Origin of the sequence: Mycobacterium sp. 360MFTsu5.1, assembly GCF_000383495.1 — a bacterium.
Lineage (GTDB): Bacteria > Actinomycetota > Actinomycetes > Mycobacteriales > Mycobacteriaceae > Mycobacterium > Mycobacterium mucogenicum_B.
The window spans coordinates 28,632-50,879 of sequence record NZ_KB911474.1; the positions used below are offsets into that span (position 1 = coordinate 28,632).

The following is a 22,248-nucleotide window of genomic DNA, read 5'->3' on the forward strand; positions in this document are numbered from 1 at the left end:
CGTGAGTGACCTGAAGAGCCTGGGCTATGTGAAGGTCCAGACCGCCGACATCGAACGCTGGCGCCAATTCGCCTTCGACGTACTGGGTTTCGCGAAGGGCAGCGGTCCCGATCCCGATGCGCTGTACCTGCGGATGGACGAGCGCACCGCCCGCATCATCGTGGTGCCGGGCGATGCCGACCGCATCGTCACCGTGGGCTGGGAGGTCCGTGACGGCGCCGCCCTGCGCCGGGTGCAGGCCACCCTCGACGGCGCCGGGGTGCCGTGGAAGCAACTGTCGCTGGACGAGGCCGACGCCCGTCGCGTCGACGAGGTCATCTCCTTCGTCGACCCGGCCGGCAACGACGTCGAGGTGTTCCACGGTGCGGTGCTCGATCACACCCCCGTCGTCACACCGTTCGGCGCCCGCTTCGTCACCGAGGGCCTCGGCCTCGGCCACGTGGTGCTGCCTGCACAGGATGCCAAGGGACTGTTCACGTTCTACACCGAGGTGCTGGGCTTCCTGCCCCGCGGGGCCTTCCGGGTGCCCGCTCCCCCGGAGTTCGGCCCCCTGCGCGTGCAGTTCCTGGGCATCAACGAGCGGCACCACAGCCTGGCGATCTGCCCGGCCGCGACGCTGCGTGACCCGAAGCTGATCCACCTCATGGTCGAGGTCGACACGCTCGACGCCGTCGGGCAGGCACTCGACCGCGTGAACCGCGACGGCTTTCAGCTGTCTTCCACGCTGGGCCGGCACACCAACGACAAGATGGTGTCGTTCTACGTGCGTTCGCCCGGTGACTGGGACATCGAGTTCGGCACCGAGGGCATGAAGGTCGACGAACGGCATTACACCGCAGAGGAAATCACTGCCGACAGCTACTGGGGCCATGAGTGGATGGGCGTTCCGCCGCGGGCGATGCTGCCATGAGTGCCGATCTCGAACCGGTCCCGGCATCGGCGATCACCGCCTGGGATGACGAGGCGGACGTCGTGGTCGTCGGCTACGGCATCGCGGGTGCGGCCGCAGCGGTGGAGGCCTCGGCGGCGGGCGCCGACGTCCTGGTCGTCGAACGCACCGGCGGCTGGGGCGGCGCCGCCGCCATGGCCGGTGGATTCATCTACCTCGGCGGTGGCACCGATCTCCAAAAGGCCTGCGGTTTCGACGATTCCGTGGAGAACATGGCCGCCTTCCTGAAGGTGGCCATGGGTCCCGGCGCGGACGCCGAACGGATCGACGACTACTGCGCGGGCAGTGTCGCCCACTACGACTGGCTCGTGAGCTGCGGTGTGCCGTTCAAGCCGGTGTTCTGGGGTGAGCCGGGCTGGGAGCCACCGAGCGACGAGGGCCTGATGTTCACGGGTGGCGAAAATGCCTTCCCGTACAACACGATTGCCGCTCCCGCACCGCGCGGCCACGTGCCGCAGATGACCGACAAGGTCGCAGGTGAGCGCAGTGGCGGCTACATGCTGATGAAGCCGCTGGTGGAAACCGCCACCGCGCAGGGCGTCCGGTCGGTGTACGACACCGAGGTGCAGTCGCTGATCACCGAGGCCGACGGCCGGGTGGTCGGCATCGTGGCACGCCGCTACAGCGACACCGTGGCGATCAAGGCGCGCCGCGGCGTGGTGCTGGCCTCGGGCAGCTTCGCCTACAGCGACGCGATGGTCGCCCAGTACGCACCCCGCATCGCGGGCCGGCCGGCGGCGAGTATCGAGCAGCACGACGGCCGGGCGATCCGGATGGCCCAGACGCTCGGCGCCGACCTGGCACACATGGACGCCACCGAGGTGGCGTTCTTCTGCGACCCGCAGCAGTTGGTCCGCGGCATCCTGGTCAACGGCTTCGGCCAGCGCTACATCGCCGAGGACACCTACGCGGGACGCATCGGCCAGCAGACGCTGTATTACCAGGACAACACCGCCTACCTGATCATCGACGGCGACGCGATGGAAGAGGCCATTGCCGCGACCTCGGCGACACCGTTCCTGCGCCGCCCGGCCACCTGGGTATGCGAGACGGTCGCCGAGCTCGAAGCCGAGATCGGCCTGCCCGCGGGGGTCCTGCAGCACACCGTCGCCTATTACAACGAGCACGCCGCGAACGGCGCGGACCCGCTGCTGCACAAGAAGCCGCAGTGGCTGCGTCCGATCGGGTCCCCCGTCGGCGCGATCGACCTGCGTAACAGCACCGGTGGGTTCACCCTCGGCGGCCTGCTGACCACGTTGGACGGCCGTGTGGTGCACGTCAGCGGCGAGCCGATTCCGGGTCTGTTCGCGGCCGGCCGGAGCGCGGCAGGCCTGTCTGCCTGGGGTTATGCCAGCGGGGTGTCCCTGGGCGACGGCAGCTTCTATGGTCGCCGCGCCGGGAGGTCCGCCGCGCAGAGCTGAAACCTCAGGTTCCGCGTGTCGTCACCGCGCGTGTCGCCGCCGCGGTAACCACCGTGATCGTGTCCCAAATCTGGGCCATGAGCTGCAAAATTGATAGACGAGGCGTCCCTTGCCAAACCGGCTCGGGGCGCCTCGTCGTGCATATATTCTGCCGCGCTCCAGCGAAATGTGTGACAAGCCCCACCGCCGTGTGATACAAACAGTCATATTCCTAATAGGAATATCCCACGGAGCAACGGAGCTTGGAGGCCGACATGACAGCAGCAGTCGAATCCACCACCCCCAGCGCGGTCATCGACCGGGTCTCGCTGGTCCTCGACGCGTTCGACGGCCCCGGCCGCCTGACCCTGGCGCAGATCGTGCGCCGCACGGGTCTGCCCCGTTCCTCTGCCCACCGGATGCTGGAGCGCCTCGTGCAGCTGCGCTGGCTGCGCCGCAACGGCCGCGACTACGAACTGGGGATGCGCCTGGTGGAGCTCGGCTCGCTCGCCGTGCACCAGGACCGCATGCACCGGGCCGCCGGCCCGCTGCTGCACGAACTGCACCGCGCCACCGGCCTCGTCGTGCATCTCGCCGTGCTCGACGGCGGTGACGTCGTCTACCTGGAGAAGGTCGGCAACGGCATGATGACCGTGCTGCCGTCGCGGGTGGGTGGCCGCCAGCCGGCGCACTGTACCGCCGTCGGCAAGGCGATCCTGGCCTACAACCAGGACGCCGAGGTCGACCTCATGAGCCGCAAGACCAAGTACTCGATTGCCAACCGCGCCCAGCTCGCCACCGAACTGGCCAAGGTGCGCGCCCACGGCGTCGCCTTCGAGCGCGAAGAATCGGTGCCCGGATTCGGTTGTGTCGCAGCGCCGATCGGTCGCCAGGGTGAGGCCGTCGCCGCCGTCTCGGTGTGTGGTCCAATGAACCGCATGGCCTTCGAACAGCTGACCGCGCCCGTGCGCATGACCGCCATGGGCATCTGGCGCAACGCCGAGGATTCCCGAGTCGCGCCGACGCTGCAGCCGATGCGGCCGCTGCGCATGGGCCCGGCGCTGCAGTACGCATGAGCCGCCAGCGAGTAGCGCTAGCGGATCGCGCATGAGCCTGGACCCCCAGATCGCCGGCCTCCTCGAGGCACTCAACAGCGGCTTCCCCGACCTGCCGAACATGACCGGGGCGCAGGCGCGCGCCGCCATTCGCGCGCGGTTCGTGGCACCTGCCGAACCCGAGGCGGTCGCCTCCGTCACCAACACAGAGGTCGACGGCATCGGAGTCCGCATCTACCGCCCCGCGACTGACGGCCCGCTGCCGATCTTCGTGTTCGCGCACGGCGGCGGCTTCGTCTTCTGCGACCTGGACTCGCACGACGGGCTGTGCCGCAGCTTCGCGAATTCGATTCCCGCCGTGGTGGTTTCGGTGGACTACCGGCTGGCACCCGAACATCAGTGGCCGGCCGCCGCCGAAGACGTCTACACCGTGACCCAGTGGGCCGCCGCCCATGCCGCCGAACTCGGCGGCGACCCGGCAAAGCTCGTGGTCGGCGGCGACAGCGCCGGCGGCAATCTCTCCGCGGTCACCGCGCTGATGACCCGCGACCGCGGCGGCGCGCCGCTGGCCGCGCAGGTCCTGCTCTACCCGGTGCTGACCGCCGACTTCACCTACGGCTCGTACCACGAGTTCCGCACCGGCTACTACAACACCACCGCCGCCATGCAGTGGTACTGGGACCAGTACGTGCCCAACACCACCGACCGCGAAAACCCCTATGCGGCACCACTGTCCGCGTCCGTCGAAGGCGTCGCCCCGGCCGTGCTCGTGGTCACCGGCTATGACCCGATGCGCGACGAGGCCCTCGCCTACGCCGAGGCACTGCGCGCGGCCGACGTACCGGTGACCGAGCTGTACTACGGAGCCATCCACGGTTTCCTGACCATGCCGGTGCTCGACATCGCGCATCGTGCCCGTCGCGACGTCGCCGACGCACTGACCAAGTTGCTCGCCGACTAGACGGCGATTCCCCCACCAATCGAGGAGATCATCATCGGCACCTACGCTGTGACCGGTTCGGCATCCGGCATGGGATACCAGGCGGCCAAACAGCTACGCGCTCAGGGCCATACGGTGATCGGTGTCGACCTCAAGGACGCCGACGTCATCGCGGACCTGTCGACCGCCGACGGCCGACGTACCGCCGCCACCCGGGTGCTGGAACTGTCCGAAGGCACGCTCGACGGTGCCGTGCTCGCAGCCGGGATCGGACCCGGGGCCGGCGCCGATCGCGCGCGCCTGATCGCCCAGATCAACTACCTCGGCGCCGTCGACCTGCTGACGGCCTGGCAGCCGGCCCTGGCGGCCGCGGGCAACGCGAAAGTCGTTGCACTGGGCAGCAACTCCAGCACGACGGTGCCCGCGGTCCCCCACCGCGCCATCCGCGCGCTGCTGGCCGGCGACGCCGACCGCGCGGCCCGCGCCGTGCGGTTCTTCGGCGGCGGCGCCTCCGCGCTCATGTACGCCGCGTCCAAGATCGCTGTGGCCCGCTGGGTCCGGCAGACCGCGGTGACGGCCGACTGGGCGGGCCGCGGCATCCGGCTGAACGTCCTGGCTCCCGGCGCCATCATGACCCCACTGCTGCAGGCACAGCTCGATTCGCCGCGTGAAGGCAAGGCCGTTCGTGCCTTCCCGATCCCGACCGGCAACTTCGGCGATCCCGTGCACCTCGCCAACTGGATCCTCTTCATGCTGTCGGACTCCGCCGACTTCCTCTGCGGCAGCGTCATTTTCGTCGACGGCGGCACCGATGCCTACTTCCGGCCCGACGGCTGGCCCAAGGGTGTTCCTCTGCGCGGCATTCCGCGGTACGTGTGGCGGCACCGCCGCTTCGCCAAGACCCGCTGACCGCCCGCCGGACTACCCCTGGGCGCGGATTGCCTTGGGGCTCATGCCGTAACGGCGCTTGATCGCGGTGCTCAGCGCGAATGCGGTGCCATAGCCCACGCGGCCGGCGACGGCTTCGATGGTGGCATCGGAGCCGCGTAGCAGGTCGACGGCCAGCGCCAGGCGAATCTCGGTCAGCAGTGCCATCGGTGGCTCGCCGACGAGTTGGGTGAAGCGCCGCGCCAGTGCCGCCCGGGACAGCCCGACCTCGGCGGCCAGCGACCCCACGGTCCAGGGATGTGCCGGGTTGTTCTCGATGAGCCGAAGTGCCGTGCCCACCTGAGGATCTCGATACGCGCGGTACCAGGCCGGCGCCTCGGCACGGGAGAACCAGCTGCGCAACGCGGCAATGGTGAGCAGATCGAGCATTCGGTCGAGCACCGCACCTTGGGCCGGCTCATCGCGCGACATCTCGTCGAGCAGCAGATCGACCAGCATGGTGTTGAGCTCGCCCCGCCGGACCACCACAAGCGGCGGCAACGCGGTCAGTAGCCGCCGGCAGACCGCCCCCACTTCTTCGTAGGTGCCGGTGATCAACAAGGTCTGCGCATCGGGGCGGGTGCCCCAGCTGCGGATGCCCAGACTCAGTGCCTCACACAGTGGTTCCCCGTCGATGGTCGTGGTGACCTGCCCCGGGTGCACGACGACTTCGGGTGCGGTGGCCGCGTCATCGGCGACGGTGTAGCAGTCGGGTCCGCGGAAGATCGCGATGTCGCCCGCCTCGAGTCGGTTGCCGGCGGCCCCATCCGGCAGAACGGTCGCCGACCCGCGGGCGACCACCACGATGGTGAGCGGAGCCTGGTCCTGCACGCGCAGCGACCACGGCGGGTCGAGCAACGACCGCATCAGAAATGCGCCACGGGCACGTGGCCCCTCCAATAACCCGGCCAGGGCGTCCACGCATCCACGGTAGACGACCGCCGATGTAGACGCTCACGTATGGAAGCGAGCCTTTTGACGATGGAACGTCCAACCGCCAGTCAATACCGTCAGCTCATGACCTTCACCAAGCTCCCCCAGCCGCTCGGCACGACGGCGCTCATCGTCGCCCTGTTGTCCTCCGGGCTGCTCGCCGGCCTGTACTACGCGTATGCCGTGTCGGTGATGCCCGCACTCGGTGCCTTCGACGACCGCACCTTCATCGACGTCATGAACAAGATCAACGTCGTCATCGTCAATCCGCCGTTCCTGCTGACCTTCCTCGGATCGGTCGGCTTCACCGCGCTGGCCGGGGCGTTCTACCTCAAGCCCGGCGCCCGGCCCGTACTGATCTGGATCGGCATCGGCCTGGCCCTCAACCTCGCCAGCCTCGCCGTCACGTCGGCGGTCAACGTGCCGCTCAACGACAAGCTCGCCACCGCGGCCGCTTCGAGTAGTCCCGCCGATCTCGCGTCGCTGCGCCAGCAGTTCGAGACGTCGTGGGTGCGCTGGAACATGATTCGCGCACTGGCCAACACCGCGGCCACCGGCGTCCTGGCCTGGGCTCTCGCCGTGCCGGTCCGCGGTTGACCCGGGCTACTGCCCCGCGGCCAGGATGCTGATCGCGATGTCGGTGGCCGGGCCGATGACGGTCTCGATGTCGAGGTCGTCTTCGGCGGTCTGCGCGGCGAGTTCGCGCACGCCGGCGAGCAGCATCACGGCTTTGGGCTTGGTGACGGGCGGCAGCCCGGCCCGCTGAAATCCTGGGTTGGTGGCGAGTTCGCTTAGCAGAGCGGCGAGTTCGGCGAAGTTTCGCCGCTGGATCGGACGGGCGGCGGCCCCCAACGCGGGCAGGTCGCGAATCCAGCTCAGTGAAATCGCCGGCCGTGCTGTGAGATGCGCGATGTAGGCAGTGAACATCTGGCGAATCTGATTGTGCCAGTGCGCATCTGAGTCGACGGCCGCCCGGATGTCGGCGACCAGATCGTCGGTCACCGAGGCCAGCAACGCGAGGTAGCACTCCTGCTTGTTCGCGAAGTGCAGGTAGAAGGTGGTCTTCGAGGCCTGCGCCACCCGCACGATGTCGACGACGGACGTCGCGGCGTAGCCGCGTTCGGCAATCAACGCCGCGAGGGCGTCGACGAACCGCTGACGGGCCACGTCGGGCGACTCGCCGGCCGGTTCGCTGCTCTCGACCTCCGTGTTGCGCATCCCAGTACGTTATCGTACTGTCCCATGACGTGCGAGTACGACGACGTACTCGCACATGGATCGGGCGCGGGACGCCGGGTGACTGGGTGCGGAGGAAGACGATGATTCGTGAGGTACGACGCCGCAGACGCGCCGCCGTCGCCCGCCTGGCATCGACCGCGGCGCTGGCGCTGCTGGCCGTCATCGGCACACCGCCGGCACCCGCGTCCGCCGTGGCGATCACCCGCTGCCCGTGGCGGGCCACCACCGTCGCGAGCGGACTGGGCTCGCTGGAGAACCTCGCATTCGACGGTGCCGGCACCATGCTCGTCTCACGCACCGTCGGCACTTCGGGCCAGCTGTACCGCCTCACGCCCGACGGCAAGGGCAGCACCCTCGTACCGAATGTTGCTGCGCCGGGCAGCATCACCGTCGCCGACGGGGCGGCGTACTTCACCACCGGCAACAACTTTCTCTCCGGCGTCTTCGGCAGCAAGGACGGCAGCATCGCCCGTGTGGACCTCGGCACCGGCGCCCTGACGACGATCGCGACCAAGCTCACGATGCCCAACGGCATGGTCCGGTTACCCGACGGCTCATTCGTCGTCTCTCGCAACATCGGCTGGACCACCGGACTGACCAGGATCAGCGCCGACGGCACCCGTGAAACCCGCCTCGCACCGTCGGTGACCATGGCCAATGGCCTGACATACGACGCCGCGCACAACGCCGTCATCGCGTCGATGGACCTGCACCCCGTCAGCACCCTGGCCATCGTGGACGTCAACGATCCCACCCACATCCGCACCGTCAACCTGGGCCTGTTCGGCCTGTTCGGGTTCCCCGACGACCTCACGGTCGGCCCGGACGGCCTCATCTACCTGGCGATGGACGGCGGCGACGTCGTCCGCATCGACCCCGACCACCACGCCGCATGCATTCTGGCCTCGGGGATGTTCGGCAGCACCTCGGTGCGCTTCGGCGCGGGCACCGGCTGGGACCTCCTCGCGCTGTACAGCACCGACCTCTTCGGCACCGTCCACAAACTCACGCCGCCCGCAGGTTGAGAAGGCATCCCGGTGACCGGGCACCGGCCGTCCCGCCGGGCACGGGTGCCGCAAGAATCCTTCGGCAACGAAAGGACTTGCAGCATGGATAGATTCAGCGACCGCCGGGTCATCGTGACCGGCGCCGGGTCAGGCATCGGCCAGGCCACCGTGGCCCGCCTGCTCGACGAGGGCGGCACCATCGTCGCGTGCGACATCTCCGCCGAAGGGCTGGCCCGCACCCGGGAAGCCGCCGAAAAAGCCGGCACCGCAGCGCGTCTGACCACCACGGTCCTCGACATCTCGTCCGAAGAGGACGTCACCAAGGGCGTCGACGCCGCGATCGCCGGCATGGGCGGCCTGGACGTGCTGGTCAACGTGGCCGCGATCGAAACCTGCTCGCACACCCACGAAACCACCCTGGCCGACTGGAACCGCATCATCGCGGTCAACCTCACCGGCACTTTCCTGATGACCCGCCAGGCCCTGCCGGCCCTGCTGGAATCGGGCCGCGGCGTGGTCATCAACTTCACCTCGACCTCGGCGAGCTACGCCCACCCGTACATGTCGGCCTACTCGGCCAGCAAGGGCGGCATCCTGAGCTTCACCCATTCGCTGGCGCTCGAGTACGCCAAGAAGGGGCTGCGCGCCGTGAACATCCAGCCCGGCGGTGTCTCGACCCCGCTGGCCAACGGCACGTTCGCCAAGATGCCCGAAGGCACCGACTACGGGCTGTGGACCAAGCAGGTCCCGATGCTCAACACCGGCAACGACGCGAACCTGGGTGATCCCAGCGCGGTCGCCGCAGTGGTCGCCATGGCGGCTTCCGATGACGGCGCGTTCCTCACCGGCACCGAGATCCGCATCGACGGCGGCGCGCACTGCTGAGGCGCAACGAACTTCCGCGGGTGCTCAGCGGACGACCACGTCGCTGGGCACCCGCGGATCACCAAGCATCGCCCGGTGCGACGGCGGCGTGCGGCCGTCGACATCGGTGATGCCGTAGCGCTGGGCTTCTTCCGCGGCGATCACGGTCTGCCCGCTGATGCCGTCCAGGTCCGGGTCCAGGTACAGCGCGTTGATCACATGCCCGATGAACTCCGGCGTCTCGAAGTTGCCCGCGGCCTTGGCCAGCGTCTCGGCGTCGAACGCCTGCTTGAACTTGTCGGTGAGCAGGATGCCCATCCAGATCGACAACGTCGACACCCCCGTGCCGTGGAAGTCGACGGCCATGTCGGCGGCCATCTTGTCCACACCGGCCTTCTGCGCACCGTAGGCGGGGCCGTGCATGTAACACACCGCACCCGGCGACGACGTGAACGCGATCAGGCCGCGGCCCTGTGCCACCAGTAGCGGTGCGGCGTGCCACGACGCCACATAGGCCGACCGCAGGCCGACGTCGAGCACGTCACCGAGGCCGATCGGCTTCTCCCAGAACGGCTTCGGATCGACGAGGTTGTCATGTACCACGGCGGCGTTGTTGACCAGCAGATCGAGCCGTCCGGCCTCGTCGGCCACCCGGGCGAACAACGCGGCCACGGCGTCGTCATCGCGGTGATCCACCGGAACGGCGATGCCGCCGTCGCCGGGATCGGTGACGGTCCGACCCGTCAGGTAGACCGTCCAGCCGTCGGCCACCAACGCCGCCGCAATGCCCTTGCCGGCGCCCCGGCTGGCTCCGGTGACGACCGCGACCCGCTTGTCTGAGCTCATGCGGCTATGGTGCCACGCCCAGTTCGTCCTGAACGACGTGCACGACACCGGCCGCCACCGCATCCGCGATGGACTCCTTCAGCTGGCCGCACGCCAGGAAGATCCGCCCCGGCAGGCACTCGGCCCGCTTGCGCTCCTCGCACCGCGCGGCCGACTCGCGCGTCCACTGCACGCTGGTCTGCTGCCAGCTGCCCTTGCGCGCCAACACCTCTGCGCCACAGGCACGGCAGGCCACCGGCACCATCGGCATGTCGGCCAGCCGGATGTCGGGCCGCGCGGTCATCAGACCGACTCCGCGGCCCGTGCGGCTGCGATGTTGGCTTCCATCTCCTTGGTCCACGCCTCACGCGGGACGGTGGTGTCCAGTTCGTATTCGAAGCGGTCGGTCATCTCCGGCACCACATCCGCGACGTCGACGTAGAACTGCTCGTACCACCGGCGCAGCTGGTAGACGGGGCCGTCCTCCTCGACCAGGAGCGGGTTGTCGATGCGGGCCTTGTTCTTCCAGATCTGCACGTCCTGCTCGAAGCCCTGTTTCACCCAGTCACCGAGCGCGTGCGCCGTCGCCACGGCAGCCTCCTCGGGCAGGCCCGCCATCTTCTTCACGATGATTCCGTACTGCAGCACAAACGAATTCGCGTCGATCGGGTAATGGCAGTTGATCAGGATGGTGTTGTGATCGGCGTCCGGGTAGTGGTACGTCAGGTCGTCGATCATGAAGGACGGCCCGTAGTACGACGCCACCGATGTCGAGCCGAGCATCTTCGCCCCCTCGGTGCCCTGCATGTCCTCGCGGCCGCCGCCGTTCATGTACTGCGTCGCGACCTGGCCTTCGAAGATGTTCTTGAAGTGCGACGGCACCGCGCCGTGGATGTAGAAGAAGTGCGCCATGTCGACGACGTTGTCGATGATCTCGCGGCAGTTGACGTTGACAACCGTTGTGTACCAATGCCAATCGGTCCACTCGTCGCTGCCCGCCTGCTCGATGCGCGGGATGTAGTTCTCCGCCGGCGGCGCGCTGCCCTCGGGGTCGTTCCAGATGAACAGCATGCCGTCCTGCTCGAGGGTCTCCCACTTCGCGGTACGCGCGAGGCGCGGCGTGCGCTTGGCGTACGGCACGAGCTTGCACTTGCCGTCGCCACCCCAGCGCCAGTCGTGGAACGGGCAGGCGATCTCGTTGCCCTTGACGGTGCCCTGGCTCAGGTCACCGCCCATGTGCCGGCAGTAGCTGTCCAGCACGTTGAGCCGGCCGTCCGCACCGCGGAACACGACGAGCTTCTGCCCGAAGGCCGTGATCGAGTGCGGTTTGCCGTCACCGAGGTCCTTGGTCAGGCCAAGGCAGTGCCAGCCACGGGCGAACCGGGTTGGCGCTTCACCGGCTTCGATCTGGCGAACATCGACATCCTCCAGCGACATCTGATGACCATCCTCACATTGAAAACTGGGCTGCAGTTTGATGTTTCAGGTCTAACAGCAACGGGGCGGGCGATGCACGTGTTCTCCCGCTGGCAGGGACGCCCGAGGCCGGAAATCCGTCTCTCGCAATACGCTTGGCGGCCGTGACGACATCTGCCGCGGCCACGATTCCGGCCGGCCTCGACATCACCGACACCACCGTCGATCTGCTGGTGATCGGTTCCGGCACCGGCCTGGCCGCCGCGCTGAGCGGTCATGAATCCGGGCTGAACGTCCTCGTGGTCGAGAAGGCCTCCGACATCGGCGGATCCACCGCCCGCTCCGGTGGTGCCCTCTGGCTGCCGACCACTGGACTGCTGACCGACAAGGGCACCGCCGACACCGCCGATCGCGCCGCGACCTACCTCGACGCCGTCGTCGACGGGACCGCGCCGGCGGCCCGCTCGGCCGGCTTCCTCCAGCACGTCAACGCCACCGTCGACATGCTGGCCCGGACCACCCCGATGCGACTGTTCTGGGCCCGCGAGTACTCCGACTACCACCCTGAGCGACCCGGCGGCCGCGCCACCGGGCGCACCTGCGAATGCCGCCCGCTCAACGCCCGTGTACTGGGCACCTACCGGGACCGGCTGCGCGGCGGCGTCATGGAGGTCAAGGTCCCGATGCCGACCACCGGCGCGGACTACAAGTGGATGAACCTGATGGCGCGGGTGCCGCGAAAAGGCTTGCCGCTCATCGCAAAACGGCTCGCGCAGGGCGTCGGCGGCAAGCTGCTCGGGCGCGAGTACATCGCCGGCGGCCAGGCCCTGGCGGCCGGGCTGTTCGCCGGTGTGCTGCAGGCCGGCATCCCGATCTGGACCGACACGTCGCTGGTCCGGCTGACCGGCGACGGTCAACGGGTCACCGGTGCGGTGCTGTCGCACGGCGGCCGTGAGGTCACCGTCACCGCCACGCGCGGTGTGGTGCTGGCGGCCGGTGGCTTCGACCACGACATGGCGATGCGCCACAAGTACCAGTCCGATTCGCTCGGCGACCACGAGAGCCTCGGCGCCGATTCCAACACCGGTGAGGCCATCCGGGCCGCCACCGATCTGGGCGCCGCCACGGCGTTGATGGACCAGGCCTGGTGGTTCCCCGCGGTCGCGTCCGCCAACGGCCGCCCGCCCGCCGTGCTGCTGGCCGAGCGCTCGCTGCCCGGCTCGCTCATCGTCGATCACGACGGCAAGCGCTTCGCCAACGAGTCGACCGACTACATGTCGTTCGGCCAGCGCGTGCTCGAGCTCGAGCGGGCCGGCACCCCCGTCGAGTCGATGTGGATCGTGTTCGACCAGAAGTACCGCAACAGCTACGTCTTCGCCGCCGGCTCGTTCCCGCGGATGCCGCTGCCCAAGTCCTGGTACCGGGCCGGCATCGCCGCCAAGGCCACCAACTTCGCCGATCTGGCGGCGCAGATGGGTGTCCCGGTCGCCGATTTCGAGCAGACCATGACGCGGTTCAACGAGAGCGCGGCCGCCGGCATCGATCCTGATTTCGCCCGCGGCCTCAGTGCCTACGACCGCTACTACGGCGATCCGACGGTGACGCCGAACCCGAACCTGCGCCCGCTGGTCAAGGGCCCGTTCTACGCGGTGAAGATGACGCTGAGCGACCTCGGCACCTGCGGCGGCGTCGTGGCCGACGAGCGTGGCCGGGTGCGCCGCGAGGATGGCGGCGTCATCGAAGGGCTGTACGCGCTGGGGAACACCGCGGCCAACGCCTTCGGCGCGGTGTACCCGGGCGCGGGCGCGACGATCGCGCAGGGCCTGGTGTACGGCTACATCGCGGGCCGCGATGCCGCCGGGAAGTTGTAGAGCTCAGAGGCTCCCGAGATCGTCGGGCACGTCGACGGCGTACGCCTGGAGGACCTCGAGCGGCACGACCTCGAGGGTCCGCTCGTGCGTCGAGGCGAGCACCACCGGTGCCGCGTATCCGTCGTTGTGCGCCCGCAGCCAGTTCACCGCGGTCACGCACCAGCGGTCGCCCGGCGACAGGCCCGGAAAGCGGTATTCCGGCATCGGCGTGGACAAGTCGTTGCCGATCGAGCGCTGGTGCGCCAGGAACTCGCCGGTCACGACGGCGCAGATGGTGTGCCGGCCGGCGTCCTCGGGCCCGGTCGAGCAGCAGCCGTCACGGTAGAAGCCGGTCAGCGGTTCGGTGCCACACGGTTCCAGCGGAGCACCGAGCACATTGCGATCTGCCACCGGTCAATCCTGCCTTAGCTTGTTCGCAGTGAAAAGGCTTGCCCCGCACTCGATGTCCGCACCCGAGGTCACCGCGGCCGACAACGTCACGTTCTCCGGCACGCGTTCGTCCATGACCACCACGGCGACAATCGGATTGAGCCCCTTGGCCTCGACCGCGGGCACGTCATAACCGATGACGACCTGACCCGCCGTGACGTCGTCACCCTGACTGACATGAGCCGTGAAACCGTCACCGTTCAGCGTGACGGTGTCCAGACCGAGGTGCACGAGAACACCGACGCCGTCCGCGGTCAGGACGACGTAGGCATGCGGCATCAGTTTCAGGAGCCTGCCGCTGACCGGGGCGACCGCCTCGATCACGCCGCGCGGCGGGTCGATCGCGGCGCCGTAGCCGACCATGCCCGCCGAGAACACGGGGTCCGGGACGTCCTCGAGCCGAACCGCACGCCCAGCGACCGGGGCGAGAACCGACGTCTGACTCACTGGCGTATCTCCTCTGTTCGTGCGCTCCAACAATACGAGCGCCACCGAACGCGCTCTCACTGACGCATCTTCTCGTCTAAGCTTCCGCAAAGCTTGCGCGCCGAGTGGCGTTTTTGCGGCACAGAAGGGTCTCGCACATGAACGGCACCGCGAAAATCTCAGGAGCACAGGAAAAGTCGGAACTGCGCATCCCCGGCTTCGCTCAGCTGCAACGGCTCGGCAAGAGCCTCATGTTGCCGATCGCGGTGCTGCCCGCGGCGGGAATCCTGCTCCGGCTGGGGCAGGACGACCTGCTGGGCAAGATCAAGGCGCCCGTCATCGGGCCGTTCGTCCACGCGATGAGCGCGGCCGGCGACGCGATATTCACCAATCTCCCACTGTTGTTCGCCGTCGGTGTGGCCATCGGTTTCGCCCGGAAGGCGGACGGCTCGACAGCACTGGCCGCCGTCGTCGGCTACCTCGTGGTGCAGTCGGTGTTCAAGACCATGTCACCCGTCGTGCTCGCCGGCGAGGTCGACAAGGCGGGCAGCCAAGCCCAGATCAACTACAGCGTGTTCGCGGGAATCGTGGTCGGCCTGCTCACCGCGTGGCTCTTCGACCGCTACCACACCATCCAATTGCCCGCGTACCTAGGATTTTTCGGGGGCCGGCGGTTCGTCCCCATCGTGGTGTCGGTCACCTGCCTGTTCCTCGCGTTCGCGATGAGCTACTGCTACCCGCTCTTCGACGCGGGCCTGACAGGCCTGGGCAAGTTCATCGGCGGTTCGGGTGCCTTCGGCGCCTTCGTGTACGGATTCGCCAACCGCATGCTGATCCCGTTGGGCCTGCATCACATCCCGAATTCCTACGTGTGGTTCCTCTACGGCGACTACCAGACTCCCGACGGCCACGTCGCCACCGGTGAACTCACGCGCTTCGCCTCGGGCGACCCGACCGCGGGCATCCTCACGTCGGGGTTCTATCCGGTGCTCATGTTCGGTCTGCCGGCCGCCGCCCTGGCGATGATCCACGTGGCGAACAAGAAGCAGCGGAAGGTCGCCGTCGGCATCCTGTCGGCGGCCGCGTTGACGGCGCTGCTGACCGGGGTCACCGAACCGCTCGAATTCTCGTTCATGTTCGTGGCGTTCCCGCTGTACGTCATCCACGCGGTGCTGACCGGGCTGTCGTTGGCCGTCGCGTACCTGCTCGACATCCACCTCGGCTTCTCCTTCTCCGCGGGGCTGGCCGACCTCCTCCTCTACGGCACCGCCCCCGCCGCGAAGAACATCCCGCTGCTCATCGGCATGGGCGTCGTCTTCTTCGTCGTCTACTACGTGCTGTTCCGGTTCGCCATCACCAAGTGGAATCTGCGGACCCCGGGGCGGGAGCCGGAGACCGAATTCGAAGCCGAGGAGCAGGCGAATCTCGGCGAAGGCGCGGACTCCACGACGGCGGTGGCCGCCGGCGGCGCAGCGGCGGAGAGCAGGCCGGAGCAGGTGATCGCGGCGTTCGGCGGCCGGGACAACCTCGTCGCCGTCGACGCGTGCATCACGCGCCTGCGCATCGAGGTCGCCGACAAGAGCAAGGTCGATCAGGACCGGCTGAAGAGTCTCGGTGCCGCGGGCGTCATCGAGGTCGGCAACAGCGTCCAAGCGGTGTTCGGCACCGACTCCGAAGCCCTCAAGAACGACATCACCGACATCCTCTAGACGTCGTGGCGGCCCTGAACCTCGCGCTCGACCTCACGCCACAGGCCCGGCATCGAACGCGGCATGCCCGCAACGCCTTTCGCCGCGGTCTGTAGCACCGCGTCGGCGTCGTCGATGTCCTTCATCAGTTCGAGCGCCAGTTCCCGCTCGGCGGCGTAGTACTTGGCCGCCCAGCGCAACGCGATCACCGAATACGCCCACACCGGCTGGGCCTTGGCCCCATCGGAGTCCTCGGCGGCCTGCCGCTCCATGGCCTCGCAGTAGGCGACGTGCTGCTCGAGCAGCTCCCGCAGCCGGGTCGGGTTGCTCAGGTGGCCGAACGTAACCCGCAGCAGCACACTGTGTTTGAGCACCGGCGGGTCGACGGGAGCGTTGTTGGTCCAGTCGGTCACGGCAGCCATGCCGGACTCGGTGATCTTGTACAGACGGCGCGTGCGCAGGCCCTCGTCCTGCTCCACGCGGGACTCGAGATAGCCAAGTCCCTCAAGCTTTTTCAGCTCGGTGTAGATCTGGCTGTACGACGGGCTCCAGTAGTAGAAACCGACGCTCCAGTCGATCCACTTCTTGATGTCGTAGCCGCTGAGTTCCTCTTCGTACGACAACATGCCCAGCAGCGTCCAACTCGTCGCCGCCAGCGACGGTTTGCTCTGCGGCTTGCTTGCCATCTGCTTAGCCTAACAATCTATTGCCGCAAAGGCCCCAGTCATGACCGCCTGTCGGGACAGTCATTGCCGGGCCACCGGCGGGGCTACGGCGGCCACATACCGGCGTACCACCAGCTCTTCGGCTTTTTCGTCGGCCAATGGCCAACACAGCAACGACAGCACGACCCGCACGATCCAGTCCGCGAGAAGCGGATCCGTGATCCCTGTCAGCTCGGCTGCCGCCTGTGAGAGCCGGGGTGAGTCGAAGTCGATGAGGGCGCCGGCACGCACGACACCCGAGGCCAGCGGGTCGGCCCGGACCACCCGCAGGGACGTCAGCACGGCCGCCGCGATCCGCTCGGGCCCGGTGTGCCCGGCCACCGCCTGCGCGATCTCCTGCCCGACCCGCATGACCGCGCGCGCCAGCACGCCGTCGCGCAGCGCCTGTTTACCGCCGACGTGCCGGTACACCGTGGCGCGCGAACAGCCCACGCTCGCGGCGACCTCGTCGATGTTCAACCGGTCCAGGCCCCGGGCCGCGGCGCTGGCCGCGGCGGCGGCATAGATGCGTTCGGCGCCCGCATCGCGGCGATCGGCGCCGATCAACCAGTCCATCTGCCTGATACTAATCCATCAATCTGTCTCACGGCGAGACGAAAATTCTGAATCCGTCTGCATCACCGCAGCTCGCGGACCGTGCGTGAGACAGCCGAATTTCGGCCTTGACATGCTGTTATGTGAGCCCAAAACTCAAGGCGTGCAACTGGTTTCAGATCTGCTCAGCCCGTCCACGCTGGACGATCCGTACGACTGTTATGCGCAGCTTCGCCTGGCCGGTCCGGTGCACCGCGTGCCCGGCACCGACTTCTACCTGGCCACCACCTGGGATGCCGTGCAGGAGGCCGTCAGCCGCCCGGAGGACTTCTCCTCCAACCTGACCGCCACGCTCGTGAATGCCGGAGCCAAGACGGGGGCGGTTCGGCCGGGGACCTTCGACATGGGAGCCGTCGACACCGCCGGGCATGTCCTCGCGACCGGCGACGACCCGCGGCATGCGCACGAACGCAAACTGGTGCTACCGGCCCTGGTGGCCAAGAGAATTCGGGCGCTCGAGCCGGCGATCACCGACATCGCCCGGCAGCTGTGGCACGACGCGGCGGCGGACGGCAGCATCGAATGGATGTCCGCCATCGGCGACCGCCTGCCGATGACGTTGGTGGCCAGGCTCATCGGGCTGCCCGACGACGATGTGCCGCAGCTGGTGCAGTGGGGCTACGGCAGCACCGAACTGCTCAGCGGCGTCTTCGACCTCGACCACATCGGCACCGCGGTCGAGACGTCGGCACAACTTGCCGGCTACCTGTACGCGAAATTCGCTGAGGCACAAGCGAATCCGGGCGACAACCTGCTCGGTGACCTCGCCCGCCCGGTGGCCGAGAACACCGTCACGGCCGAGGTGGCGGTGCTGATGCTGCTTCAGCTGGTCGGCGCCGGCGGCGAATCCACCGCCGGGCTGATGGGCAACGCCGCGCGGCTACTCGCCACCCACCCCGACGTCCAGGAACAGGTACGGAACGACCCGCAGCTGGTGCCCGCGCTGCTGGAGGAGACGCTGCGGCTGGAGTCACCGTTTCGCAACCATCACCGGCACATCCGGCAGGACACCACGCTGGCGGGCGTTCCGCTGCCCAAAGACGGTCACCTGCTGCTGCTCTGGGGGTCGGCCAACCGCGATCCGGCGGCCTTCGATGACCCCGACCTACTGCAATTGGGCCGGCCGAACCTGCGGAATCATCTGGCGTTCGGGAAGGGCCTGCATTTCTGCGTCGGCGCGGCACTGGCCCGCACCGAGGCCCGCATCGGGATCACCACACTGCTCGAGGCCACCAACTGGTTCGAGCTCGCCGACGCCGAATGGGTGCCGAGCCTCATGGTGCGCCGGCACCTGCGACTGGAGCTGCACTACCGCTGACCGTCGCCGGTGGCGCCACCGGCGAACAGCTCGCCAAGGGTCGGCACGGGCTATTCGGGCAGGCGCAGCTCGGGCTTCTCGACCTCTTCGATGTTGACATCTTTGAAGGTGATCACCCGGACCTGCTTGACGAACCGCGCCGGCCGGTACATGTCCCAGACCCAGGCGTCGGCCAGACGCAGTTCGAAGTAGACCTCACCGTCGGCGTTGCGCGGGATCAGCTCGACGCTGTTGGCCAGGTAGAAGCGCCGCTCCGTCTCGACGACATAACTGAACTGCCCGACGATGTCCTTGTACTCGCGGTACAGCGAGAGCTCCATCTCGGTTTCATACTTCTCGAGATCCTCGGCACTCATCGGCACAGACTCATCAGTTCAGCGGTCCTTCGGTTTACTCGGTGTTGCAGGGCCATGTCTTGTTCGGATCGGCGGCCGGTTCCCATTTTCCCCTACCCAGATCGGCAGCGCTGCCCTATCGCCGGGTTGGCAGCGAGCTTGCGCACATTGGCGAACGAGAACCGGTGTTCGGGACAGGGCCCCAGTTCGGCCAGCGCCGCGGTGTGGGCCGCGGTGCTGTACCCCTTGTGTACCGCAAACCCGTAGCCCGGATGCACGGTGTCCATCTCGACCATCAGGCGGTCGCGGCTGACCTTGGCCAGCACGCTCGCCGCCGCGATGCAGGCGGCTGCGGCATCCCCGCTGACCACCGGCAGCGACGGCACCGACAGGCCCGGCACCCGGAACCCGTCGGAGAGCACGTAACCCGGCCGCACGGACAGGCCCGCGACCGCGCGGCGCATGCCTTCGATGTTGGCGATGTGCACCCCGCGCCGGTCGACCTCGACCGACGGGATGAACACCACGTGATACGCGAGCGCGTAACGCCGGATCAACGGGAACAGCCGTTCCCGCTCAGCTTCGTTCAACTTCTTCGAATCATCAAGGGCCGCGAGGCTTTCCAGCCGGTTCGGACCCAGCACACAGGCCGCCACGACGAGCGGGCCGGCGCAGGCCCCACGGCCGACCTCGTCAACCCCGGCCACCGGCCCCAGCCCGCCGCGGTAGAGCGCGGACTCCAGGGTGCGCAGGCCCGCGGACTTGCGGATCACCGTCCGGGGCGGCCAAACGGGCACCGAAGAACCTTATTGACCGGTCTGCGGATTGACCGTGACCACACCGCCCCAGCGCGACGGCGGCCAGGCGATGAACCGGGCTTTGCCGATCACATTGGCGACGGGCACGGTGCCCGCGGTCGGGTCACCGGTGCACATCAGCGCATTGATCGCATCCGTCGGTGTGTTCGTGCAGTGCGCGCGCGAGTCGGCCGAGTGGGTGCGGTTGTCCCCCATCACCCAGAGCCGACCGTCCGGCACCTTCACCGGGCCGAACTCATTGCCCAGGCAGGGGTCTGTCGCCGGGTCGACCATCATGGTCGCCGGGTCCAGGTACGGCTCCTTGAGCTTCTTGCCGTCGACCGTCAGCCCCGTCGAGTTGCGGCACTGCACGGTCTGGCCACCCACGGCGATGACGCGCTTCACCAGATCGTTCTCGTCCGGCGGCACGAAGCCGACGACCGAGAGCGCGTTCTGAATCCAGCGCATGGTCGGGTTGTCCGAACGAATCGACTTGTAGCTGATGTTCCAGTTCGGCGGGCCCTTGAAGACCACCACGTCGCCCGGCTCGGGCGAGCTGAACCGGTAGGTCAGCTTGTCCACCATGATGCGGTCGCCGACGCAGCCGCTGCAGCCATGCAGCGTGGGCTCCATGGACTCCGACGGAATCAGGTACGGCCGTGCGACGAACGTCAGCACGAGGTAGTACAGCAGCACCGCAGTGACGACGAGGACGACGCCCTCACGCAGCGCGGCCAGCTTCGACTTCGGCTTCTCGTCGGCTTCTTCGGCCTTGCCGACCTCGTCTGCCTTCGTGACCGAGTCAGCGGTCGCTGCCGTGTCGGCGTCGTCCGTCGTCGGACTGTCCGGAGTGGTGCTGTCTTCGCTTGGGCCGGTCACGGCACCAGGCTAATCAGCTCGGCGGAAAGGTCGCCGAACAAGCTCAGCGCTTTTCCTTGATCTTGGCCTTCTTGCCACGGAGCTCGCGCAGGTAGTACAGCTTGGCGCGACGGACGTCACCGCGGGTGACGACGTCGATGTGGTCGATGTTCGGCGAGTGCACCGGGAAGGTCCGCTCGACGCCGACGCCGTAGCTCTCCTTGCGGACGGTGAAGGTCTCACCGATGCCGCCACCCTGACGACGGATCACGACGCCCTTGAACACCTGGATGCGGTGCTTGTTGCCCTCGATGACCTTGACGTGCACATTGAGGGTGTCGCCGGGGTTGAAGGCCGGGATGTCGTCGCGCAGCGACGCCTGGTCGACGAAGTCCAGCGTTTTCATCGGTGACACTTCCTTGCTAACTCGCGGGCTACAGCCGCCGGACGCCATGCGGCGCGACGGAAAAGCCATTCTCTTTACGGACGTTGGTCGGATGCCGTAGCGGGCGGGGACACATCCGAAACAGACGCCGACCCCGCGCCCAGCGCAGACAACTGCTCAATTGTGCCAGACAGCCGCCGGGTGACGAAATCGTGACCCCAACGGGGCCGGTGCAGCCGACATCACACCCGGCACCGTCACAGACGTCACACCCAACACACAATTACCCGTTACGCTGATCAATCAGATTTTTATCCACCGTGATCTGAGGAGACCCATGCGCCCGCAGCACGTCAAGCTGCTGACCATCACCGCTGCCGCGGCAACGGTGATGCTCACAGCTGGTTGCGAGGCCAAGGTCTATGGGGCCGCGCCGCCGAACAAGATTGCGCTGACCGTCGTACCGGTCGTGACCGCGCTGGAGATGCCGGAGGCCCCGGCCGCCGAGCCCGCCGCGGCCCTGACGGGCCTCGATGCCCGCGAACGCAGCGCCACCAACGACGCCGCGGCAGCCGGCGCGACGATCAGCGCCGCGGTCCTCGATCGGAACACGGGCCAGCTGATCGCCACCGGCAACGGTTCCGCCATGCCCATCGCGTCGGTGGCCAAGCTCTTCATCGCCGACGACCTGCTGCTGCAGGAGGCCAAGGGCCAGATCGAGCTCACCGCGGCCGACCGGCAGTCGCTGGACACCATGCTGCGCTCGTCCGACGACTCCGCGGCGGAGATCTTCTGGAACCGCAGCGGCGGCAACAGCGTCGTCAGCCGCGTCGCGGCCCGCTACGGGCTGACCGGGACAACCGTGCCCTACGACGGCAAGTGGTGGAACACCATGAGCACCACCACCGACCTGGTGCACTACTACGACCAGTTGCTGAACGGCACCGGCGGGCTGCCGCCGGAGCGGGCCAGCATCATCCTGGCCAATCTGGCCGCCTCCACGCCGACCGGCGCCGACGGCTACCCACAGCGCTTCGGCATCCCGGACGGCCTCTACGGCGAACCGGTTGCGGTGAAGCAGGGCTGGATGCCCGAGTGGGGCGGCAACAACTGGATGCACATGTCCACCGGCGTGATCGGCGCCGACCGGCGCTACGTCATGGCGATCGGCTCGCTGCAGCCCACCGATGACGCCACGGCACGCACAACCATCACCAATGCGGTCAAGACGATGTTCCCGGGCGGGCGGATCAGCTAGCCGGGACGA

The 22,248-nt window shown here is 67.9% G+C and carries 25 protein-coding genes; 12 read left to right on the forward strand and 13 right to left on the reverse strand.

The window, feature by feature from the left end; translation table 11 throughout:
- Position 1 precedes the first annotated feature (1 nt).
- From bphC to H289_RS0125820, 5 genes are all read left to right on the forward strand, one after another.
- Positions 2 to 910 carry a biphenyl-2,3-diol 1,2-dioxygenase gene (gene bphC / locus H289_RS0125800; protein WP_020103746.1) on the forward strand — a complete coding sequence of 303 codons (909 nt, stop codon included), beginning with the start codon at positions 2 to 4 and terminating at the stop codon, positions 908 to 910.
- The gene (locus tag H289_RS0125805; protein ID WP_036421551.1) at positions 907 to 2,370 is read left to right on the forward strand and encodes an FAD-dependent oxidoreductase; all 1,464 of its coding nucleotides are present in this window, start codon (positions 907 to 909) and stop codon (positions 2,368 to 2,370) included. Before bphC ends, H289_RS0125805 begins: the two co-directional genes overlap by 4 nt.
- Before the next feature lie 254 nt (positions 2,371 to 2,624).
- Entirely contained in the window at positions 2,625 to 3,425 is an 801-nt protein-coding gene (locus H289_RS0125810) for an IclR family transcriptional regulator (protein ID WP_020103748.1), read from the forward strand.
- 31 nt (positions 3,426 to 3,456) lie between these two features.
- Positions 3,457 to 4,365, forward strand: a complete 909-nt coding sequence (gene lipP1, locus H289_RS0125815) for a LipP1 family hormone-sensitive lipase (protein ID WP_020103749.1) — start codon at positions 3,457 to 3,459, stop codon at positions 4,363 to 4,365.
- A 33-nt stretch (positions 4,366 to 4,398) separates the two neighbouring features.
- Entirely contained in the window at positions 4,399 to 5,253 is an 855-nt protein-coding gene (locus tag H289_RS0125820; RefSeq protein WP_155944268.1) for an SDR family oxidoreductase, read from the forward strand.
- A 12-nt stretch (positions 5,254 to 5,265) separates the two neighbouring features.
- Here H289_RS0125820 and H289_RS0125825 read toward each other — a convergent pair whose 3' ends face one another.
- Positions 5,266 to 6,192, reverse strand: coding sequence for an AraC family transcriptional regulator (locus tag H289_RS0125825; protein WP_029105750.1), 927 nt, complete (start codon positions 6,190 to 6,192; stop codon positions 5,266 to 5,268).
- A gap of 96 nt (positions 6,193 to 6,288) precedes the next feature.
- Between H289_RS0125825 and H289_RS0125830 the strand changes: the two genes are divergently transcribed.
- The gene (locus tag H289_RS0125830) at positions 6,289 to 6,801 is read left to right on the forward strand and encodes an anthrone oxygenase family protein (protein ID WP_196810090.1); all 513 of its coding nucleotides are present in this window, start codon (positions 6,289 to 6,291) and stop codon (positions 6,799 to 6,801) included.
- Between the two features lie 6 nt (positions 6,802 to 6,807).
- Here H289_RS0125830 and H289_RS0125835 read toward each other — a convergent pair whose 3' ends face one another.
- Positions 6,808 to 7,422 carry a TetR/AcrR family transcriptional regulator gene (locus tag H289_RS0125835; RefSeq protein ID WP_020103753.1) on the reverse strand — a complete coding sequence of 205 codons (615 nt, stop codon included), beginning with the start codon at positions 7,420 to 7,422 and terminating at the stop codon, positions 6,808 to 6,810.
- Between the two features lie 101 nt (positions 7,423 to 7,523).
- Between H289_RS0125835 and H289_RS0125840 the strand changes: the two genes are divergently transcribed.
- Both H289_RS0125840 and H289_RS0125845 read left to right on the forward strand, forming a co-directional pair.
- A complete protein-coding gene (locus H289_RS0125840) occupies positions 7,524 to 8,468 on the forward strand; it encodes an SMP-30/gluconolactonase/LRE family protein (RefSeq protein ID WP_020103754.1) in 945 nt (314 codons plus the stop codon).
- 84 nt (positions 8,469 to 8,552) lie between these two features.
- A complete protein-coding gene (locus H289_RS0125845) occupies positions 8,553 to 9,335 on the forward strand; it encodes an SDR family NAD(P)-dependent oxidoreductase (protein ID WP_020103755.1) in 783 nt (260 codons plus the stop codon).
- Positions 9,336 to 9,359: 24 nt separating this feature from the next.
- Here the strand turns inward: H289_RS0125845 and H289_RS0125850 are convergent, their stop codons facing one another.
- The 3 genes from H289_RS0125850 to H289_RS0125860 are packed head-to-tail and all read right to left on the reverse strand — an operon-like array spanning position 9,360 to position 11,576.
- Entirely contained in the window at positions 9,360 to 10,160 is an 801-nt protein-coding gene (locus H289_RS0125850; RefSeq protein ID WP_020103756.1) for an SDR family NAD(P)-dependent oxidoreductase, read from the reverse strand.
- Between the two features lie 4 nt (positions 10,161 to 10,164).
- Complete coding sequence (locus H289_RS0125855; protein WP_020103757.1) at positions 10,165 to 10,443, reverse strand: hypothetical protein; 279 nt, start codon at positions 10,441 to 10,443, stop codon at positions 10,165 to 10,167.
- Positions 10,443 to 11,576, reverse strand: coding sequence for a 3-ketosteroid-9-alpha-monooxygenase, oxygenase component (locus H289_RS0125860; protein WP_020103758.1), 1,134 nt, complete (start codon positions 11,574 to 11,576; stop codon positions 10,443 to 10,445). Before H289_RS0125860 ends, H289_RS0125855 begins: the two co-directional genes overlap by 1 nt.
- A gap of 143 nt (positions 11,577 to 11,719) precedes the next feature.
- Here H289_RS0125860 and H289_RS0125865 point away from each other — a divergent pair, with 143 nt between their 5' ends.
- Positions 11,720 to 13,426 (forward strand): 3-ketosteroid-delta-1-dehydrogenase, encoded by a 1,707-nt coding sequence (locus H289_RS0125865; RefSeq protein ID WP_020103759.1) that lies wholly within the window; start codon positions 11,720 to 11,722, stop codon positions 13,424 to 13,426.
- A 3-nt stretch (positions 13,427 to 13,429) separates the two neighbouring features.
- Here the strand turns inward: H289_RS0125865 and H289_RS0125870 are convergent, their stop codons facing one another.
- Both H289_RS0125870 and H289_RS0125875 read right to left on the reverse strand, forming a co-directional pair.
- Positions 13,430 to 13,816 (reverse strand): DUF2237 family protein, encoded by a 387-nt coding sequence (locus H289_RS0125870; RefSeq protein ID WP_020103760.1) that lies wholly within the window; start codon positions 13,814 to 13,816, stop codon positions 13,430 to 13,432.
- Between the two features lie 3 nt (positions 13,817 to 13,819).
- Positions 13,820 to 14,302, reverse strand: a complete 483-nt coding sequence (locus H289_RS0125875) for a PTS sugar transporter subunit IIA (protein ID WP_020103761.1) — start codon at positions 14,300 to 14,302, stop codon at positions 13,820 to 13,822.
- A gap of 137 nt (positions 14,303 to 14,439) precedes the next feature.
- Between H289_RS0125875 and H289_RS0125880 the strand changes: the two genes are divergently transcribed.
- Positions 14,440 to 15,990 (forward strand): PTS transporter subunit EIIC, encoded by a 1,551-nt coding sequence (locus tag H289_RS0125880; protein WP_020103762.1) that lies wholly within the window; start codon positions 14,440 to 14,442, stop codon positions 15,988 to 15,990.
- On the opposite strand, the gene H289_RS0125885 is transcribed toward H289_RS0125880, so the two are convergent.
- Complete coding sequence (locus tag H289_RS0125885; RefSeq protein ID WP_020103763.1) at positions 15,987 to 16,655, reverse strand: PadR family transcriptional regulator; 669 nt, start codon at positions 16,653 to 16,655, stop codon at positions 15,987 to 15,989. The two genes, H289_RS0125880 and H289_RS0125885, sit on opposite strands and share 4 nt — an antisense overlap.
- A gap of 60 nt (positions 16,656 to 16,715) precedes the next feature.
- Positions 16,716 to 17,249: a TetR/AcrR family transcriptional regulator gene (locus tag H289_RS0125890; protein ID WP_020103764.1), complete on the reverse strand. Its 534-nt coding sequence runs from the start codon at positions 17,247 to 17,249 to the stop codon at positions 16,716 to 16,718.
- Positions 17,250 to 17,391: 142 nt separating this feature from the next.
- On the opposite strand from H289_RS0125890, the gene H289_RS0125895 reads away from it, so the two are divergent.
- On the forward strand, positions 17,392 to 18,606 hold the full coding sequence (locus tag H289_RS0125895; protein WP_020103765.1) for a cytochrome P450: 1,215 nt from the start codon (positions 17,392 to 17,394) through the stop codon (positions 18,604 to 18,606).
- 50 nt (positions 18,607 to 18,656) lie between these two features.
- On the opposite strand, the gene H289_RS0125900 is transcribed toward H289_RS0125895, so the two are convergent.
- The 4 genes from H289_RS0125900 to rplS all read right to left on the reverse strand — a co-directional run bounded on the left by H289_RS0125900 (position 18,657) and on the right by rplS (position 21,002).
- Positions 18,657 to 18,962, reverse strand: a complete 306-nt coding sequence (locus tag H289_RS0125900) for a DUF2469 domain-containing protein (protein WP_003893809.1) — start codon at positions 18,960 to 18,962, stop codon at positions 18,657 to 18,659.
- A gap of 92 nt (positions 18,963 to 19,054) precedes the next feature.
- Complete coding sequence (locus H289_RS0125905; protein ID WP_051128607.1) at positions 19,055 to 19,738, reverse strand: ribonuclease HII; 684 nt, start codon at positions 19,736 to 19,738, stop codon at positions 19,055 to 19,057.
- 9 nt (positions 19,739 to 19,747) lie between these two features.
- Positions 19,748 to 20,617 (reverse strand): signal peptidase I, encoded by an 870-nt coding sequence (gene lepB, locus H289_RS0125910; protein WP_020103767.1) that lies wholly within the window; start codon positions 20,615 to 20,617, stop codon positions 19,748 to 19,750.
- 43 nt (positions 20,618 to 20,660) lie between these two features.
- Positions 20,661 to 21,002 (reverse strand): 50S ribosomal protein L19, encoded by a 342-nt coding sequence (gene rplS / locus H289_RS0125915; RefSeq protein ID WP_020103768.1) that lies wholly within the window; start codon positions 21,000 to 21,002, stop codon positions 20,661 to 20,663.
- Between the two features lie 316 nt (positions 21,003 to 21,318).
- Here rplS and H289_RS0125920 point away from each other — a divergent pair, with 316 nt between their 5' ends.
- Positions 21,319 to 22,239 (forward strand): serine hydrolase, encoded by a 921-nt coding sequence (locus tag H289_RS0125920; RefSeq protein WP_020103769.1) that lies wholly within the window; start codon positions 21,319 to 21,321, stop codon positions 22,237 to 22,239.
- The last annotated feature ends 9 nt before the right edge of the window (positions 22,240 to 22,248 follow it).